The 18,644-nt window shown below is 41.7% G+C and carries 16 protein-coding genes, 2 tRNA genes and 2 rRNA genes; 5 read left to right on the top strand and 15 right to left on the bottom strand.

Annotation, left to right across the window (positions count from 1 at the left end):
* Positions 1-1,310: 1,310 nt before the first annotated feature.
* A complete protein-coding gene (gene groL, locus E0E32_RS08060; RefSeq protein ID WP_066191391.1) occupies positions 1,311-2,942 on the bottom strand; it encodes a chaperonin GroEL in 1,632 nt (543 codons plus the stop codon).
* Between the two features lie 60 nt (positions 2,943-3,002).
* The gene (gene groES / locus E0E32_RS08055) at positions 3,003-3,287 is read right to left on the bottom strand and encodes a co-chaperone GroES (protein WP_066191389.1); all 285 of its coding nucleotides are present in this window, start codon (positions 3,285-3,287) and stop codon (positions 3,003-3,005) included.
* A gap of 320 nt (positions 3,288-3,607) precedes the next feature.
* Between groES and E0E32_RS08050 the strand changes: the two genes are divergently transcribed.
* Complete coding sequence (locus E0E32_RS08050; protein ID WP_066191386.1) at positions 3,608-4,315, top strand: CPBP family intramembrane glutamic endopeptidase; 708 nt, start codon at positions 3,608-3,610, stop codon at positions 4,313-4,315.
* Positions 4,316-4,322: 7 nt separating this feature from the next.
* Positions 4,323-4,529 (top strand): YdiK family protein, encoded by a 207-nt coding sequence (locus E0E32_RS08045; protein ID WP_130859527.1) that lies wholly within the window; start codon positions 4,323-4,325, stop codon positions 4,527-4,529.
* Between the two features lie 52 nt (positions 4,530-4,581).
* Here E0E32_RS08045 and E0E32_RS08040 read toward each other — a convergent pair whose 3' ends face one another.
* Entirely contained in the window at positions 4,582-5,250 is a 669-nt protein-coding gene (locus E0E32_RS08040) for a redox-sensing transcriptional repressor Rex (RefSeq protein ID WP_066191381.1), read from the bottom strand.
* Positions 5,251-5,519: 269 nt separating this feature from the next.
* Here E0E32_RS08040 and E0E32_RS08035 point away from each other — a divergent pair, with 269 nt between their 5' ends.
* Positions 5,520-7,445, top strand: a complete 1,926-nt coding sequence (locus E0E32_RS08035) for an ABC-F family ATP-binding cassette domain-containing protein (protein WP_066191374.1) — start codon at positions 5,520-5,522, stop codon at positions 7,443-7,445.
* Between the two features lie 72 nt (positions 7,446-7,517).
* Here E0E32_RS08035 and E0E32_RS22135 read toward each other — a convergent pair whose 3' ends face one another.
* Complete coding sequence (locus E0E32_RS22135) at positions 7,518-7,694, bottom strand: hypothetical protein (RefSeq protein WP_165444994.1); 177 nt, start codon at positions 7,692-7,694, stop codon at positions 7,518-7,520.
* Positions 7,695-7,729: 35 nt separating this feature from the next.
* On the opposite strand from E0E32_RS22135, the gene E0E32_RS08030 reads away from it, so the two are divergent.
* The gene (locus E0E32_RS08030) at positions 7,730-8,635 is read left to right on the top strand and encodes a nuclease-related domain-containing protein (protein WP_130859526.1); all 906 of its coding nucleotides are present in this window, start codon (positions 7,730-7,732) and stop codon (positions 8,633-8,635) included.
* A 451-nt stretch (positions 8,636-9,086) separates the two neighbouring features.
* On the opposite strand, the gene tsaD is transcribed toward E0E32_RS08030, so the two are convergent.
* From tsaD to E0E32_RS08000, 6 genes are all read right to left on the bottom strand, one after another.
* Positions 9,087-10,115, bottom strand: coding sequence for a tRNA (adenosine(37)-N6)-threonylcarbamoyltransferase complex transferase subunit TsaD (gene tsaD / locus E0E32_RS08025; protein ID WP_130859525.1), 1,029 nt, complete (start codon positions 10,113-10,115; stop codon positions 9,087-9,089).
* Positions 10,112-10,558: a ribosomal protein S18-alanine N-acetyltransferase gene (rimI, locus tag E0E32_RS08020; RefSeq protein WP_130859524.1), complete on the bottom strand. Its 447-nt coding sequence runs from the start codon at positions 10,556-10,558 to the stop codon at positions 10,112-10,114. Before rimI ends, tsaD begins: the two co-directional genes overlap by 4 nt.
* Positions 10,545-11,249, bottom strand: coding sequence for a tRNA (adenosine(37)-N6)-threonylcarbamoyltransferase complex dimerization subunit type 1 TsaB (tsaB, locus tag E0E32_RS08015; protein WP_066191359.1), 705 nt, complete (start codon positions 11,247-11,249; stop codon positions 10,545-10,547). The genes rimI and tsaB overlap by 14 nt, the downstream gene beginning before the upstream one ends.
* On the bottom strand, positions 11,246-11,701 hold the full coding sequence (gene tsaE, locus E0E32_RS08010; RefSeq protein ID WP_130859523.1) for a tRNA (adenosine(37)-N6)-threonylcarbamoyltransferase complex ATPase subunit type 1 TsaE: 456 nt from the start codon (positions 11,699-11,701) through the stop codon (positions 11,246-11,248). The genes tsaB and tsaE overlap by 4 nt, the downstream gene beginning before the upstream one ends.
* Before the next feature lie 4 nt (positions 11,702-11,705).
* Positions 11,706-12,683 carry a thiamine-phosphate kinase gene (gene thiL / locus E0E32_RS08005; protein WP_130859522.1) on the bottom strand — a complete coding sequence of 326 codons (978 nt, stop codon included), beginning with the start codon at positions 12,681-12,683 and terminating at the stop codon, positions 11,706-11,708.
* Positions 12,684-12,796: 113 nt separating this feature from the next.
* Positions 12,797-13,384, bottom strand: coding sequence for an NAD(P)H-dependent oxidoreductase (locus E0E32_RS08000; protein ID WP_130859521.1), 588 nt, complete (start codon positions 13,382-13,384; stop codon positions 12,797-12,799).
* 126 nt (positions 13,385-13,510) lie between these two features.
* Between E0E32_RS08000 and E0E32_RS07995 the strand changes: the two genes are divergently transcribed.
* Positions 13,511-13,993: a MarR family winged helix-turn-helix transcriptional regulator gene (locus tag E0E32_RS07995; protein ID WP_130859520.1), complete on the top strand. Its 483-nt coding sequence runs from the start codon at positions 13,511-13,513 to the stop codon at positions 13,991-13,993.
* A gap of 60 nt (positions 13,994-14,053) precedes the next feature.
* Here the strand turns inward: E0E32_RS07995 and E0E32_RS07990 are convergent, their stop codons facing one another.
* The 5 genes from E0E32_RS07990 to E0E32_RS07970 form a co-directional block, all read right to left on the bottom strand.
* Positions 14,054-15,799, bottom strand: coding sequence for a glycoside hydrolase family 32 protein (locus E0E32_RS07990; RefSeq protein ID WP_286171841.1), 1,746 nt, complete (start codon positions 15,797-15,799; stop codon positions 14,054-14,056).
* A gap of 1,067 nt (positions 15,800-16,866) precedes the next feature.
* Positions 16,867-16,943, bottom strand: a tRNA-Asp gene (locus tag E0E32_RS07985).
* Positions 16,944-16,945: 2 nt separating this feature from the next.
* Positions 16,946-17,022 (bottom strand) — tRNA-Met (locus E0E32_RS07980).
* Between the two features lie 25 nt (positions 17,023-17,047).
* Positions 17,048-17,163: ribosomal RNA gene (gene rrf / locus E0E32_RS07975) — 5S ribosomal RNA — on the bottom strand.
* Positions 17,164-17,277: 114 nt separating this feature from the next.
* A 23S ribosomal RNA gene (locus E0E32_RS07970) occupies positions 17,278-18,644 on the bottom strand; the annotation flags it as partial.

Genomic DNA, 18,644 nt, shown 5'->3' with positions numbered 1-18,644 from the left:
ATCATTTCTGTTTCATATGTTTAAATGGTGATACTTCAGTGTTTTATCTGTAAAACCATTACCTTAGAAAAATGATAATGAATTTTTAATATGTAGAACGCAAACGTTTTTATATGCTATTCGAATCATTTATTTGGATTTTTATGGTTTAACGCTAATGTTAATAGATGTTTTATTTGGTTGAAGGTGGTTGGGTGTGAGATAAGTTATTATAATGTTTTAAGAAAATTCATTATTTTTCGTTTTATCGGCCTCTCGTCCTCTTTTAGAAATTTGCAAAATAATAAAGCCACCTTTTTTTAGGTGACTTTTGAATATAGGTGGTAGCATGCCGGACATGATGTAAGTGCATGCCAATCATTCTCATTTCTTATAAACGATACCTTAAAACAATAATGTAAGATCACATTGATTATGGAACGGAACATGACAAGGATTTTTTTGTATACAGAGAGTGACTATCATAGGAGGTCATTTAATTGCAATACCATTAATACCATTGTCCTATACTTATCCGTGTTTTTCTCACGTGTTATAAAACCTAAATTCTCATACCATCCTACGCTACTATTTAAAGCTTCTACTGTAATAAAAACACAGCCAGAAATATTAGCGATTTCAAAACAAGAATGATAATGAACTACTCGCAAACATCGGAAAATCATTTGACTTAGATTTTGGTAAGCAATACAGAGCATTAGGCGTGGTCAAAAAAACGTAGAAAACCCAATACAACTTTGACAAATAGAATCAGCCTAAAAATCAGTATTCATCATGTGTTCAAGCTGTTTTTTATTCATTCAACAGCATCATTTAAGGTGGAAGTGTTGTGGGCTATCTTTATTTTTTGGTTGTTACATTATCTACGCTTCGTCTTATAAGTCTGCGGATATCGAAGCTTTAGTAAACCTCTATCTACTAATGGTTTAATGTATGGTCTTCTAAAATTAGCTGCTTCACGATCTAAGAGCACGGATCACTCTCTTACCGTTAAAAATTAATGGATCTCTGAATTATCTGCGGTTACCCCCGTGTTAGTTACGCTATCTCTTGTGACTTTTCTGTTTTGAATGTTCCCAATTAATAAAGGCTCAAATATCAGAAAGTTCATAAACAGTGCCTGACCCTAGACCTCTATCTTAAATAGGCCTTCATGGACTAGATCATTTAGTAATTTACGAATATCTTGCGGGGATTTATCTGTAAGCAAATTTAATCAACAAAAAAGTCCGCCTCCCGTTATTTTAATGAAAGAATAACGAGAAATGGACTTTTCAAATCTTATCTTTTTAGAGCAATACTACTTCCCATTACATCATGCCCGGCATTCCGCCGCCCATGCCGCCCATGTCAGGGGCTGCGCCGCCGCCTTCTTCTGGAATGTCAGCTACTACTGCTTCTGTTGTTAAGAACATAGCAGATACACTAGCTGCATTTTGCAAGGCAGAGCGTGTTACTTTGGTAGGGTCAAGGATACCGGCTTCCACCATATTCACCCATTCGCCTGTTGCGGCGTTAAAGCCTACACCTACTTCTTCGCCTTTTAAGCGTTCAACAATAATAGAACCTTCTAGTCCAGCGTTTTCAGCGATTTGACGAACTGGTGATTCTAATGCATGTAATACGATGTTCGCACCAGTTGCTTCATCACCTTCGAGTTCTAGTTCCGCTACTTTCGCGTAAACGTTAAGCAGTGCCGTACCACCACCGGAAACCATACCTTCCTCTACTGCAGCACGTGCAGAGTTTAAAGCGTCCTCAATGCGCAACTTACGTTCTTTCAATTCCGTTTCTGTCGCAGCACCGACTTTCACTACTGCTACACCGCCAGAAAGCTTAGCTAGACGTTCTTGTAATTTCTCTTTATCAAAGTCAGAAGTTGTTTCTTCTACTTGTGCACGTAATTGAGCAACACGAGCAGCGATTTGTTCTGGGTCACCAGATCCTTCTACAACCGTTGTATTATCTTTTGTAACGATAACTTTAGAAGCACGGCCAAGTTGTTCAATCGTTGTGTTTTTCAAGTCTAAAGCAAGGTCTTCTGTGATTACTTCTGCGCCTGTTAATACAGCAATATCTTCAAGCATTGCCTTACGACGGTCACCAAATCCAGGAGCCTTCACAGCAACAGCATTAAATGTACCGCGTAATTTGTTTAATACTAAGGTAGCAAGAGCTTCCCCTTCTACATCTTCTGCAATTAAAAGAAGCGGCTTACCTTGTTGTACCACTTGCTCTAGTACGGGTAATACTTCCTGAATATTATTAATCTTCTTATCCGTGATCAAGATATATGGATCTTCTAGCTCTGCTTCCATCTTATCTTGGTCGGTCACCATATATGGAGAGGCATAACCACGGTCAAACTGCATACCTTCCACTACTTCTAATTCGGTGTTAAAACCTTTGGACTCTTCAATCGTAATGACACCATCGTTACCAACGCGCTCCATGGCTTCAGCGATAAACTGACCTACTTCCTCATCAGAAGAAGAAATCGAAGCTACTTGTGCAATCGACTCTCTTCCTTCCACTGGGTTGGAGATGTTGCGCAATTCTTTCGTTGCTATTTCAACTGCTTGCTCAATTCCGCGACGAACGCCTACTGGGTTAGCACCGGAAGCCACGTTTTTCAATCCTTCTTGGATCATTGCTTGTGCAAGAACTGTTGCAGTGGTTGTACCATCACCAGCTACATCATTTGTTTGAGAAGCAACCTCTGAAACTAGTTGTGCACCCATATTTTCAAAGGAATCTTCTAATTCGATTTCTTTGGCAATGGTAACACCATCATTTGTAATAAGTGGAGATCCGAATTTTTTATCTAATACAACGTTACGTCCTTTTGGTCCTAACGTTACTTTTACTGCATTTGCCAGTGTGTCCACCCCGCGCAGCATCGCACGACGAGCGTCTTCACTAAATTTTAATTCCTTAGCCATAATGAAAAAACCTCCTTAAATTTTTGAACTATGTTATTTTAAATAAGTGTTCTTCGTCCTTTAGCCAATAACAGCTAATACATCATTTTCACGAAGAATTAAGTAATCTTTTCCTTCATACTTCACTTCAGTTCCAGCGAATTTAGAGAAAATAATGGTATTGCCTTCTTCTACCTCTGGTGCAATCTTTTCTCCGTGTTCTGTTACACGTCCTGAACCAACAGCTACCACCTTACCTTCTTGTGGTTTTTCTTGCGCAGAATCTGGAAGAACAATTCCACTTGCCGTTTTTTCTTCTTGCTCTACAAGTTCGATAATGACACGATCACCTAATGGTTTAAGCATCTTTTATGTTACCTCCTTGATTTTCTCATTCATTTTGTTTTATTAGCACTCATTCAAGAGGAGTGCTAACACAATTATTATAATAATGAAAACTTCACTTTTTTGCAAGTATTTTAATTTTATTTTTTTAAATAGGAAAAAAGCAATACCTACTCAGCCACCTGCAACATCACTACATGGATTGCATGAATGATGGGCTGTTTGTTCTCATATACTTTAAAAGTTGAAACCACCTACAGACATACTAGTTCAATTTCACGCAGGTTATGTGTTAAAATATTTAGCATGGGTTAAAAAGAATCTAAAGGAGACGTTTGACTTTGGAGAAAAAATATATTTATGTGATTTTAACGTATATCATCATGCAGTTATCTGCTTATCTGGCATTACCGTTTCTTCCTCAGATTGAAGATCCTGCAGCATTTACAGTTGGCTGGTCGGTGGTGACTTTTGCATTAGCCTTGCTGTTATCCCTTTATTTATTGCGAGATGAAATAAAGGAATTCTTCCAACTGAGACAAAAAAAGATTGGTTCCATTGTGCTATGGTCCGTGTTAGGATTTATTATGGTCATGCTGGCGCAATATGCAGCCGTTGCTATTGAAGCCCTTGTATTCGGAATTCCACCTGGCTCAGAAAATACGATGAACTTAAGCAATATCGCCCGGCAGTCGCCAATCTTTATTATGATTATTGCCATCTTAGGGCCTATTCTGGAGGAATTGGTATTTCGTAAGGCGATTTTTGGTACACTTTATAAACGAATGAATTTCTTCTTTGCAGCATTATTATCTGGTGTTGTTTTCGCGGTCGTTCATATGGATTTTAGCCATATCCTAATTTATACCGCTGTAGCAATGGTGTTATCCTTTATCTATGTAGAAACAAAACGGATCCTTGTACCTATTATTGTTCATATGTCGATGAACACCATCGCCATTATTGCCCAGCTATCAATTGACCCGGAAGAATTAGAAGAACAAATGAAACAATTAAATGACTTAATGCTCATACTCATTGGGGGATAATCATCACATGCGTATTTCACCATTACGCTCTGCTATCTTTTATTTCGCTTTAGGGATATTATTTACTTTTTTGGCGATAAGATTTGTGGAGGATACAGTCTTTAACTTTTTTACAATATTATTAGTGATCTTTGCAACCATCGACTTTGTATTAGCGATTCGCTTGGTTGGCCTACACCGACGCATCAAGCAGGAACAACGCAAAAAAAAATAACACAAAAAATGGAGTAGGACCAAGCATCAGCCTGTCCTACTCCATTTTTTTATTACGTACGTGTCTTTTTTCTACCTTGCTTTGGTTCTTCTTCCAACGGGTAATGCTTCATGAAATAGACTAAAGACTGTAATTCAATCGCTAAATCGATATGATGTACCCGGACATGGTCCGGTACCGTAATCCTTGCTGGCGTAAAGTTCAGAATACCGTTTACCCCTAACTCCACTAAACGATCGGTCATTTGCTGCGCCTCCGACACAGGAACAGTCAGAATGGCTACAGAAATATCTTCTAGCTCTTTCTCCAAGTCATCGATATGATGCACCTGAATATTACCTACCTGTGTCCCTACCTTGTCATGGTCCGCATCAAATGCCATGTCAATTCTTGTATTATTATTCTTAGTAAAGTTATAATTAAGGAAGGCCGTACCCAAATTCCCCACACCGACTAAGGCAACAGGAGTACTTTCATCTTGATCTAACGTTTTACGGAAGAAACCAAGCAAATACTCGACATTATAGCCGTATCCTTTTTTTCCTAATGCACCAAAATAGGAAAAATCTCGTCGAATCGTTGCAGAATCCACCTTTATAGCCTCGCTTAATTCTTTGGAAGATACACGTGATTTTCCTTGGATATGCAAATTATTTAAAAAACGATAATACAGTGGTAAACGTTTCGCTGTAGCTTGTGGTATTTTATTTTGATTTGGCATCACTGATTCTCCTTACTTTCGATTAGTGAATGTGAGGTATCCTCATGAAGACTGATTCACCTATCTCTATTCTAACAGAAAAACACAGAAAAGTCGTGAACTATTTCACTAAGTAATCAATCGGTCACATTGCAGGACGAAGCTCTTTACGATAGAGCGAGACTTATCAGGATGTTACCAACCGTTTTCCACACGGTTCCGCCTTTAATCGTGGGGATTTTACGGACGGTTAGCGCTGTGATAAACTAAGGACAGCAGAGGTGAAAAAGATGATTTATTTACAAGTAAACAATCTCACAAAACAGTTTGGTGCAGAACTGATTTTGTCAAACATAAAGCTGGAAGTCAAGCAGCACGATCGGATTGCGATAGTAGGTCGTAATGGAGCTGGTAAATCCACTTTATTAAATATCATTTCGGGACAACTTGGGTATGATGAAGGAGAAATTCACAAACCAAAGGAGGTCTCGCTTGGCTATCTTGCACAGCACACTGGCTTAGACTCCAACGAAACAATCTGGCAGGAAATGCTGCAGATTTTTCAACACTTTCAACAAGAAGAACAAGCCCTACGCGAAATGGAAGCAAAGATGGGTGATCCTGATCTACTTGATGACCAGCAGGCATACCAACAACTGTTGACCAGCTACGATTTCAAACAAGAGCAATTCAAATTAGCTGGCGGTTATCAATATGAAACGGAAATAAAGGCAGTATTAAATGGACTGCATTTTCCAGAAAGCATGTGGTCTGCTTCGATCACATCATTGAGCGGCGGACAAAAGACACGGCTCGCCTTAGGTAAGTTATTATTAACCAAACCAGATGTGCTTATTCTAGATGAACCCACTAACCATTTGGATATTCAGACACTTACTTGGCTTGAAGGTTATATCAACAGCTATCCCGGCGCTGTCATTATCGTATCACATGATCGCTATTTCCTCGATAAAACCGTCGATATTATCTATGAAATCTCGCGTCATCATTCTACGAAATATCTAGGTAACTATAGTGCCTACTTACAACAAAAGGCCGCCAATTATGAACGAGATCTCAAACAATATGAAAAGCAGCAAACAGAAATTAAACGTATGGAAGACTTTATCCAGAAGAATATTGTTCGTGCCTCTACCACCAAACGGGCACAAAGTCGACGGAAACAGCTGGAAAAGATGGAGGTAATGGACAAGCCCGCTGGCGAGGCAAGCTCTGCCAAATTTTCATTTACGGTGAATCGCCGTAGCGGTAACGATGTTTTAAAAATTAATGACCTTTCCTTTCGTTATCAGGATAAAGATAGCAGCTTATTTAGTCAGTTGCAGCTTCACATGGAGCGTGGGGACAGTGTGGCGTTAGTAGGACCAAATGGGGTCGGAAAATCCTCCCTTTTAAAATTGATTATCGGTGCCTTACAGCCCGATACTGGTGAGATTCTATTAGGTGCTAATGTACAGATTGGTTATTATGATCAGGAGCAGACACAGTTACACACAAATAAACTCGTATTAAATGAACTATGGGACGAGTATCCTTTTATAGATGAGAAGGATATCCGAACTATCCTCGGTAATTTCCTTTTCTCGGGTGATGATGTCTTACGTTCTGTCTCTGCCTTAAGCGGCGGGGAAAAAGCCAGATTGGCGCTTGCCAAATTAATGATGGAAAAGGCCAATCTACTCTTACTGGATGAGCCAACCAACCATCTGGATCTGGACAGTAAAGAAGTACTGGAGTCTGCCTTAATCGATTACCCGGGTTCGATTCTATTCGTTTCGCACGACCGTTATTTTATTAATAAACTAGCAACCCATGTGCTCGAAATGCAACCCGAACAAACGACGTTATATTGGGGAGACTATGATTATTATATTGCCAAAAAACAAGAGGAAGAAGAACTAGCAGCACTACAACAGGCTGAGATAAAAACGGAGCAAACGGTAGTAACTAACAAGTCAGATTTTGAAAAGGAAAAAGAACTCAAACGGGAAAAGCGCAGAAAAGAACGAAGGATCATCGAAATTGAAAGTGAAATCGAAGGATATGAGCAGGAAATAGAAGAAATTGAACAACTGCTGTGTGACCCTGAAATATTTCAAGACCATGAGAAAACTACGGAACTTAACCATCAAAACAAGCGCTTGGCCGAACAATTAGAGGAACTTATGGAGGAATGGGAGACACTTCATGACTAATGGTAAAAGACATTTTGCGGGATGCAGAATGTCTTTTTTTGTCGTTAAATTACCCACAAGGTTATCCACTTATCAACTATTAGCATAGCAATTATTAAGAGAGTTATCCCCGTTATCCACAAAAATATCGAGTTTTATCCACATTTTTTGAAGCGAATACAAAACCTTTGCTGGGAAGGTTGCTGTTTTTTTATCCACTTTATTCGGCATGGTTTGTGTATAAGTGAAGTGTTTTTGCATTCGTTCCATTCTTATTGTAAGATGTAACAAAAGGAGCTGCATATATGATCATAAAACCATTAGAAAAATCAAAAGAATTAAGAATTTATCAAGCCTTGCAAGACCGACTTCCTTTTTCTTCTCAAGACAAGACCACCCTGCAAAATTTACAGCAAGGCTACCAAGGTGAAACTCAATTAGAGTCATTGCTTACTGAAAGGCTTTCACCATCTGTTTTACTCCTCAACGATCTCTACCTTCAACTAGGCACGACCACTTTCCAACTGGATTCCCTTATCATCACTGGTGACACCATTTTCCTATTAGAGGTAAAACACTATGCTGGTAACCATAAGTACGAAGAAAAAAACTGGTACAAGCTCCCTCATCAAGAAATTACCAATCCTTTGTTACAAATACAACGAAGTGAATCATTGCTGCGTAGATGGCTGCAAACTCACCATGTCCATATGCAAGTAGAAAGCCGACTTGTGTTTACCCATCCACAGTTTTTCCTTTATCAAGCGCCCTTGTTAAAACAGTTTATTTTTTCTTCGCAACTGTCTGCCTTTATAAAATCCATGAACCGAGCAGCTCCAGCAGGAAAAAAAGAGAGAGAAGTAGCGCAGCAGCTGGTCTCTGCTGACTTAGGTGACTATCCCTATCCTGAGTTACCTGCCTATTCATTTACTGATTTGCAAAAAGGGATTCGCTGTCACTCATGTGGTCGATTGGCGTTATCCTCAACTGGTTGGAATTTAACTTGTTCCCAGTGTGGAGCCGCCGATAACATGGAAGAAGCCCTATTACGACATATCGTAGAATTGCAGTTATTATTCCCAGATGATAAATTAACCTCAAAATTGGTGTACGAGTGGAGTGGCGGTATTATATCCAGAAAAAGGATAAAAAGATTATTAGAGAAACATTTTAAACCAGTTGGGGAACATAGTTGGGTTTACTATATCTGAATCATGCGGTACTCGGATGACGACCATTTGCCATGAGTTCTCTCCGATTTTGGACGTCATTTCCGAGATGACGACCATTTGTCACGAGTTCTCTCCGATTTTGGACGTCATTTCCGAGATGACGACCATTTGTCACATGTTCCCCCGGATTTTGGACGTCATTTCCGAGATGACGACCATTTGCCATGAGTTCTACCAGATTTTGGGCATCATTTCCGAGATGACGACCATTTGTCACATGTTCCCCCGGATTTTGGGCGTCATTTCCGAGATAACGACCATTTGTCACGAGTCCCCACAGATTTTGGGCGTCATTTCGTCGATGACGACCGTTTGTCACATGTTCTCTCCGATTTTGGACGTCATTTCCGAGATGGCGACCGTTTTCCCGACCCGAGTGCTTTTTTGGTCGTCATTCCCAAAAAAATAAGCAGAGACATTACATCTCTGCTTATTCCGATCGGCCGGCATATCGTTCCAGGCTCAAGCTGGGATTGGCATTTAAATCCAAATCGGCTCGATGTCCTTGTCGAAAGGCAACGGATCCGGCGGCAGCAATCATGGCTGCATTATCCGTACATAAAGATAAAGGCGGGAACATTAAATCGATCGTAGGGACTTGTTGGAATTTTTCCGTCATCACTTGTCTTAATCCTTTGTTGGCCGCGACCCCTCCCGCAACAATGACTTGCTTGACCTGATATTTCTCCGCTGCTTGAAATGTCTTTGCGGTTAATACATCAATCACACTGGCCTGGAAACTGGCAGCTACATCTTCTGGCGCTAACGTCTCTCCCTTTTGCTTGGCATTGTGTAGGGAATTGATAACCGCTGATTTTAAACCACTGAAGCTAAAATCTAGCGAACCTTCTTCCAGCCATGCCCTAGGAAAATCAATACTTGCACGTCCTTCTGCTGCTAACTTATCAATCTGCGGCCCACCTGGATACGGCAATTGCAGGGTTCTTGCAACTTTGTCATAAGCTTCACCGGCTGCGTCATCCCGCGTTTCTCCGACAATTTCAAAATCTCCATGTTTTTTCATCATAATCAATTCCGTATGTCCGCCAGACACCACTAAGGCCAATAACGGAAAAGCGAATTCCTTCTCCAGCCGATTGGCATAAATATGACCAGCGATATGGTGAACACCGACAAGGGGCTTTTGCTTGGCAAATGCTAATCCTTTGGCGGCATTCACACCGACTAATAAGGCACCAACAAGCCCTGGCCCTTCTGTCACTGCAATGGCATCGATATCCTCTGCCGTTAACCCAGCCTTCTGAAAGGTCTCCTCTAACACCATAGTAATCTGTTCCACATGATGGCGAGAAGCAATCTCTGGTACCACTCCACCAAAACGGCGGTGACTCTCAATTTGTGAGGCAACCACATTCGATATTATTTTCGTTCCATCTTTCACAATCGCCGCTGCTGTTTCATCACAACTCGTTTCTATTCCCAAAATGTATTCACTCATAAATTCACCCACAATACTAAAGCATCTTCTTGATTATCTGAATAATAATTTTTTCTAATCCCACCTGGTTTTAAACCAAACTTTTTGTATACCGCTTGTGCCCTTGTATTTGAAACGCGCACCTCTAGCGAAAGTCGTATGATACCATGTGCGATGGCATAGTTTATCACATATTGAAACAACACCGTTCCATAACCATTTCCCTGATAATCGGGATCAATCGCTATATTTGTAATCTGTGCCTCATCTAAGACCATCCATACGCCGCAAAATCCGATTACTTCTTGATCATTAGTCATAACAAAATACTTGGCATGTTGATTATTAGTTAATTCTTCTTGATACACATAATCAGGCCAAGGATCGGTGAACGAACGTCGATCAATCTGCTTCACCGCCTCCATATCGGCCTCTGTCATCGATCGAATGTCAATTTGTGTCATGTGGCTTCTGTTCCTTTAACCAATTTGCTTCTGCTTCCACTAAACGAATATAATTGGGCGTCAACTGATGTACAGGTGTCTCTGGATAGTAATTGCCCATTAATGCCAACATGCCCGGTCTCGGTAGATGGTCTATGCGATGTGGCAACCTCGCCAAGTCACCGAGATTCTCTTTAATAACAGCCTCATGTATGTCTATATCCTGACTGAAAAAAAGCACCGGACGCTCCAGCCTTTTTAATTGCTCTAGCCATGTCTCCATCGCAATATTTTGATCGGCTTCGAGTACCTGCATACCTTCATGATCTAACTGATATAAACCTGTATAAACCAAACCACGCCTCGCATCAAAAAAAGGAGAAACAGCAACACCCTTTTCCCTCACATTATACGCCAACAGCTCTAGACTGGATATGGCCACTATAGGTATACCTAATGCCCATGCCATCGTCTTCGCTGTAGCTAGACCTATGCGCACACCTGTGTAAGATCCTGGCCCCTTTGCCACAACTAGTCGATCCAACTGATCCGTCGTGATGTTACTCTTCTCCATCACATATTCAATTGCGGGCATTAAACCAATCGAATGATTTCGTTTCACATTGGCTGTATACTCCGCCTGTAACTCCCCATCTTTACTTATTGCTACACCCAATACTTGATTGGATGTGTCGATTGCCAGTATATTCATGCCTTTAGCTCCTTACATACCTTTTCAAAATGTGCATTCGTTGGCTGGAATTTAATTTGACGTCGATTGTCATCGATACGCGTTATCTCGATATTCAGCCTGTCCGCCGGCAAATAATCAGCAATAAAATGTGCCCATTCAATCACCGTAATCCCATGCTGTTGAAAATATTCTGCAAAACCAATATCTTCATCACTGTCTTCTAAACGATAGGCATCCATATGATAAAAGGGGACATCGCCCATATATTCTTTGACAATAGTAAAAGTAGGACTGTTGATCACACGCTGGACGCCTAATCCTGCGCCCAGCCCTTTGGTAAATGTCGTCTTACCAGCACCGAGATCGCCCTCCAGGGTAAGCACATCTCCTGGTGTTAACCCTTGCGCCAATTGATAAGCCAGCTGTTTGGTTTCTGCTTCCGTATTTGTTTCTATGATATATGCTTGCATTATCTCACCTTCTTAAATGGGTATAGCCCGTGTGATCCAGCTTGTTTACTTGATCCTGCTCATGAAGCCATACTCCCACTTGATGCTTATCTGCTTCCTCTACTCTACCAATCAGCGTAACTGGAATATTAATAGCAGCTGCTACTTTTTCCAAGACAGGGATATCTTTTTCCGGAATCGTGCCAATCAGTTCAAAATCCTCGCCGCCAGATAGGGACCACTCCTTTTGCTGATCCTCGCTAAAATCAGATAACTGCGGGTGTTTTGGTACTTGATCATAATAAATATGCAGTTTTACCTGAGAGGCTTCTGCTATTTCGTTCGCTTCGTTAGCAATACCATCACTGATATCGTTTAGGCTGATCCGTGGTAATGACTGACAGGCTTGTATAAAAACAGGGCGCGGCATGGGCATACGGTGACGATTAACCATATACCGATAATTCTGTTTGGCTTGTTCATCTTCCTGTAAAAGCACATGCAGACCGCAAGCCGCATCACCCAGCGTTCCTGTAACAAATACGACATCACCTGGCTTGGCATCATTTCGATATCGCGCTTTGTTCGCATGCACCGTACCAAATACCGTAATCGAGATACTTAACTGATCCCCAGAGACGGTATCACCGCCAATAACATCCATCTGAAACTGTCGGGCAAGCTGATCCATACCTTGATAGATCATACGAATATCCGACAATTCCCAGTGGTCTGGTATCACCATGGAAACCAGATAAGAGGTAGGTTTGCCTCCCATAGCTGCAATATCACTAATATTGGCTGCTAACACACGATAACCAATATGGAATGGTTCTGTCGTCTGTGACGAAAAATGAACGTTCTCCACCATCGTATCAACGGTCGTAATCAGATCTTCATAGGGATGACGAATAATCGCCGCATCGTCACCGATCCCTTTTATAATCGATGGCTGGCGATAGTATTTAGGGGTGATAGAACGGATAAAGTCGAACTCTTCCATATTTAGCCTCCCAATCAGATTTCCAACGCTTAGGAAACCCCTGTAACATACTAGATAACAATATCATACCAAAAGTTTCATGATACACACAATGAAAAGATTGAGGTGATATTCTAATGATGTATTCTTCTCAAGTAATAATATACCTTTTGCAATTTCTTGACCTGACTGCCATTTTCCCGCTCCATATTTCCAAATTCAAAAAATTTCACATTACGAATTCCAACAAAACGAAAGAGTTCCCTTTTCATAAGCGTCTTATGGGCATTGTGCAGCCATATCAATGGATAATAGGTCGGTCCTTTCATCGTGGATACACAAACTGCCGATTTTCCTTTGAGGAGGCCCTCCGGAAATAATCCTCCTTTATCCCGATAGGCAAAATTAGAAGCAAATAATTGATCAATATAGCCTAGCAACATTGCCGGTGGTCTTCCCCACCAAATCGGGTAAATAAACACCAATTTATCCGCCCAAACGATTTGATCTCTATACGATTGCAGCTCCAGATCTTTATGCATGTGCCTTCTTTTTTTCTGATGATTAAATACCAGAACCGGATCAAAACCTTGCTGATATAAATCCAGCACTTGAAAAGAACGGACATCTGGATTCTCTTCACAAGCTTTGATCACCTTCTGCAAAAAAGCATAATTTAATCCCTCTTGGTTAGGGTAACTAAACACGATTAATACATTCATTCTATCATTCCTTTTTCATTATCATTTGATAACTAAATAATAGCACCTTGCTGATTAGTTATCAAATGATAATTGTTTAATGATAATTTTTTTGGTATCTTTATTATAGAAGAAAGGGTGAGGAAAATGAAAGATATCTCATTATTTCATAAATTCGTATCATTTTCGGCCGCTGTCCATCAAACCACACATGAATGGACAAAAATGGCCAAGCCAGAGACTCTTTCACAAGTACAATACAAGATAGTGGAATATGTAAAGATAAACCAACCCGTCACACCTAGCGAAATTAGCGATTGCCTGCACATGTCCATGCCCAATACAAGTCGAGAATTGAAACAACTCAAAGAGAAAGTTCTCATAAAAAAAAGCACCGATACCAATGATCGGCGCAAACACTATATTCAATTGTCTCAGCAGGGAGAAGTATTAATGAATGAAACCTTCTCAATTATGGAAGTCTCTTTTCAAGAACGCATACAGCAGGTTTCCACCGAAGAGCTCGCCAAAATGGAAGAGGCACTTGATATATTGCAAGAGCGTTTTTTTGATTCCACTTCAACGGCCCGCAAACCTAGTCAATCCAATACCCAAGCGGATAAACTTTAATCAAAAAGGAACTGGAGTATACGCACAATCATAATACCTTGCTCCAGTTCATTCCCGCCATCATTCCACCCGTACGGTAATCCTTGTTTCTACATCCGAACTTACATCTTTTACCATAACCTCTGTGCTTCCAGGTTGTTCTCCGACAACCCTCACGCCGTCTTGTTCCTCGGTTAATGTGAGATATTCCTCGTTTTCCACACTCCATTCATAGTCTACCTGTTCTTCATTTACCCAATCAGGCTTGGCATAAGCAGTTAGTACATGTTCTTCTCCTACTTGAAGTTCTACTTTCTCCTCGTTCACAACAAGATATTCTATGTCACTATTTTCTGGTGTTTGCCGCCAGGTGGATCGTAAATGATAAGCAGTAAACTCCTCTATTTCTGCTGTACCTCCTTTGGTGTAAAGCTGTAATCCATGATTCGTTGGGGTCGTATAAATTAAATTAGTAAATACCGTTTCTCCATCATTGATAAACATTTCTACAGAGGATTCATCGACAAAACCATGGATTTCAATTTCTTTTTGATCAGCCTCGTATGCTTCCTCAAACTTCGCCCCAAACGTGAAGGGTTCCCCGTTTCTATCTGTCAATTGTTCTAAACCAGCTAAGCTGCGGTCGAGAAATACTTTTTCTTCTTCCGGTTGAACACCGACGATGGTTTGTTCATCTTCTTCGCCCATTCTTAATCGAATACCGAGTTCCTCTAAGTCCTCCCAAGTCGCTTTTAAACGAAATTCATAATTGGTGCCATCAAAGTCTACATCATACGTGCCCTCTACTTCAAAAGGATCCAAGGAAAGTTCTGTCTCACGCAGTGTTTCTAGCTCTTCTATCGGCTGTTGCATAAGTTGAATGTGTCCATCGTTACTCTCTTTTAACGACAATTCTCTTGGAATCGACATCGACCCCATCCATGGATCGGTTGGTGATTGATAAGGATAACGCCAATTTGCCATCCATCCCAGCCAAACACGACGGCCGTCCTCTTCTTGCATACCGGAAAAGCTCTGAGCGGCATAAAAATCCTGTCCAGCATCCGTGATCGATACAAGTTCTGGATCCTGTTCATGAATAAATTGTGTACCATCAAATTCGCCAACGAAATATTGCGCAGTGGAACCATTTGTTTCCTCATTATCGCCTACACTAACATGCATCACCCATCTTTGATTATCCTCGTCACCGTCTACGGGTAAACGAAACAAGTCTGGACACTCCCATACAGCAACATGTGTACCATGACCATCGCCAAATTGACTTTGATATTCCCAATCAATTAAATCATCCGAATTATAAAAGGTAACACTTTTATCGGTTGAAACAATCATCACCCATTTTTCCGTTTCTTCATGCCAGAAAACCTTAGGATCCCGAAAATCTTTAATACCAGGATTCTCAATGACAGGATTTCCTTCATACCTTTCCCAGGTCCTTCCATTATCGTTGCTGTAAGCTATACTTTGCGCTTCTCCACCAGTTGTATTGGTATAAATCGCGACAAGACCGGACTCCCCATCAAACAGACCAGAGCTGTCATTCCAATCCACTACAGCACTCCCGGATAATGCTTGACCTAACTCATCATGTTCAAGTGCAATATCCATGTGCTCCCAATGAACGAGGTCTGGACTAATCGCATGCGCCCACATCCCATTTTTTTGATGAAATAGGTGATATTCATCTTCATAGTAGATTAAACCATTAGGATCCGCCAAGTTACCTGAAAGCGTTGAAAAATGAAATTGCGGTCTATGTTTTTCTGTATAGTAATCACTACCTGCTTTATATTCTATTTCCACATCGGAACCCCCCTCTATTATTTGACAGCCAATAAGAAACCCCATACACATAAAGCCCAACATTAAAAATTTAAATTTCAGATGGTACTCCCCCTTTTTTTATTAGAAACACCCCGATGCGTCGATTATCCAAATCTCTCAGAAAAACTAAAAAAGAATTTTCCTCAAAAGCCAATATTTTATGAGCGCTCTCCTTTAATGCTCAAACAAACAAATGTTAGAAATCGTTTTCAAGTAATCTGTTTATGTTTCGGTCATGGAGAAGAGAAGAAAACAAAGCATCGCAAGTTTTAAAAATTAGTGTTATCTGACGATCTTGCAATAAGCTGTTGACCTATGATAACAAATGCAGACAATCGAAAATTGGAAAAGTGTAGAAATGAAACTATACTTATCATGCTTTTTCATCAAAGCCTACCTCTCGTGGAATAAATAGTATTTTATAACAGATATTTGAATCTTTTTAGGTAATGCCAGATAATAAGTGCCTCGGAGTGAAACAACTTATTAAACCATAGTTTACTGTCTTTTAATATGTATGTCAACCGGTTGACTTATAGATAAGAAATACACGTAATTCCTCCGTCACATCAGAACAGCGTTGCTAAGAGCCTAATCCCTGATTTTAGACTAACATTTTATTTGGTCTACAACCTTTTAGCCTATGCTTTCGGTTAGTTTTCAGTAAAAATTCTCATTTCAATTTTAATTCAGCATTACCATACTATAATATCACCCTAACATTTCCACAAAACTTGAGAATCTATCATTTTGCCTGATATACAGAACAAAAGCGCAAAGCGCCCGTTCAGCAACGTACGAACTGGACTGAAGCGTAGGAAATAAAGGTAACACGGCGACGTTAAGAGCCGATGTTACCTTATCGTACGAAGTGAGGGAAGTTGCGCTAGTTGCTGGGCGCTTGGAGCTGGACGTGGCCTATTGTTAACAAGTAGTTATCCACAAGCATTCCATTTTATAATTTCCTAACCAATAAAAAAAGGATTCCCTTATCGGCTCTCGATAAGAAAATCCTTTTGTATATTTATTAGAGTCAAGTTATGATCTGGCGGTCCGGACGGGACTCGAACCCGCGACCTCCTGCGTGACAGGCAGGCATTCTAACCAACTGAACTACCGGACCATTGGTTGCGGGGGCAAGATTTGAACTTGCGACCTTCGGGTTATGAGCCCGACGAGCTACCAGACTGCTCCACCCCGCGATGATATAAAATTAGAAAAAATACTGCCTGGCAACGTCCTACTCTTGCAGGGGAAACCCCCCAACTACCATGGGCGCTGAAGAGCTTAACTACTGTGTTCGGCATGGGAACAGGTGGGACCTCTTCGCTATCGTCACCAGACTTTCTTTTGATAAGGACAAGATATATTATAACGCATGCCTTATACGAAATGCAAGTGTTTTTTATATACTTTCAAAACTAGATAAGAATTCATCGGACAAGCCAACATCATGTATAGATAAGTCCTCGATCGATTAGTATTCGTCAGCTCCACATGTCACCATGCTTCCACCTCGAACCTATCTACCTCCTCGTCTTGGAGGGATCTTACTCTATCGAATAGATGGGAAGTCTCATCTTGAGGGGGGCTTCATGCTTAGATGCTTTCAGCACTTATCCCTGCCACACGTAGCTACCCAGCGATGCTCCTGGCGGAACAACTGGTGCACCAGCGGTGTGTCCATCCCGGTCCTCTCGTACTAAGGACAGCTCCTCTCAAACTTCCAACGCCCACGACGGATAGGGACCGAACTGTCTCACGACGTTCTGAACCCAGCTCGCGTACCGCTTTAATGGGCGAACAGCCCAACCCTTGGGACCGACTACAGCCCCAGGATGCGATGAGCCGACATCGAGGTGCCAAACCTCCCCGTCGATGTGGACTCTTGGGGGAGATAAGCCTGTTATCCCCGGGGTAGCTTTTATCCGTTGAGCGACGGCCCTTCCATACGGTACCGCCGGATCACTAAGCCCGACTTTCGTCCCTGCTCGACTTGTAGGTCTCGCAGTCAAGCTCCCTTCTGCCTTTACACTCTGCGAATGATTTCCAGCCATTCTGAGGGAACCTTTGGGCGCCTCCGTTACATTTTAGGAGGCGACCGCCCCAGTCAAACTGCCCACCTGACACTGTCTCCGAACCGGATCACGGTTCTGGGTTAGAAGGTCCATACAGCCAGGGTGGTATCCCACCGGCGCCTCCACGTAAGCTAGCGCTCACGTTTCTACGGCTCCCACCTATCCTGTACAAGCTGTACCAACATTCCATATCAGGCTACAGTAAAGCTCCACGGGGTCTTTCCGTCCTGTCGCGGGTAATGCGCATCTTCACGCATGGTATAATTTCACCGGGTCTCTCGTTGAGACAGTGCCCAAGTCGTTGCACCTTTCGTGCGGGTCGGAACTTACCCGACAAGGAATTTCGCTACCTTAGGACCGTTATAGTTACGGCCGCCGTTTACTGGGGCTTCAGTTCAACGCTTCGCTAATGCTAACGCATCCCCTTAACCTTCCAGCACCGGGCAGGTGTCAGCCCCTATACTTCGCCTTACGGCTTCGCAGAGACCTGTGTTTTTGCTAAACAGTCGCTTGGGCCTTTTCACTGCGGCTTCTCGGTCGAGAAGCACCCCTTCTCCCGAAGTTACGGGGTCATTTTGCCGAGTTCCTTAACGAGAGTTCTCCCGATCACCTGAGGATTCTCTCCTCGCCTACCTGTGTCGGTTTGCGGTACGGGCACCTTATCTCCTGGCTAGAGGCTTTTCTTGGCAGCGTGAAATCCGGAACTTCGGTACTTGATTTCCCTCCCGATCACAGCTCACGCTTCC

Origin of the sequence: Gracilibacillus phocaeensis, assembly GCF_900626275.1 — a bacterium.
Taxonomy (GTDB): domain Bacteria; phylum Bacillota; class Bacilli; order Bacillales; family Amphibacillaceae; genus Gracilibacillus; species Gracilibacillus timonensis.
This window is presented reverse-complemented; position numbering and strand designations above follow the sequence as displayed.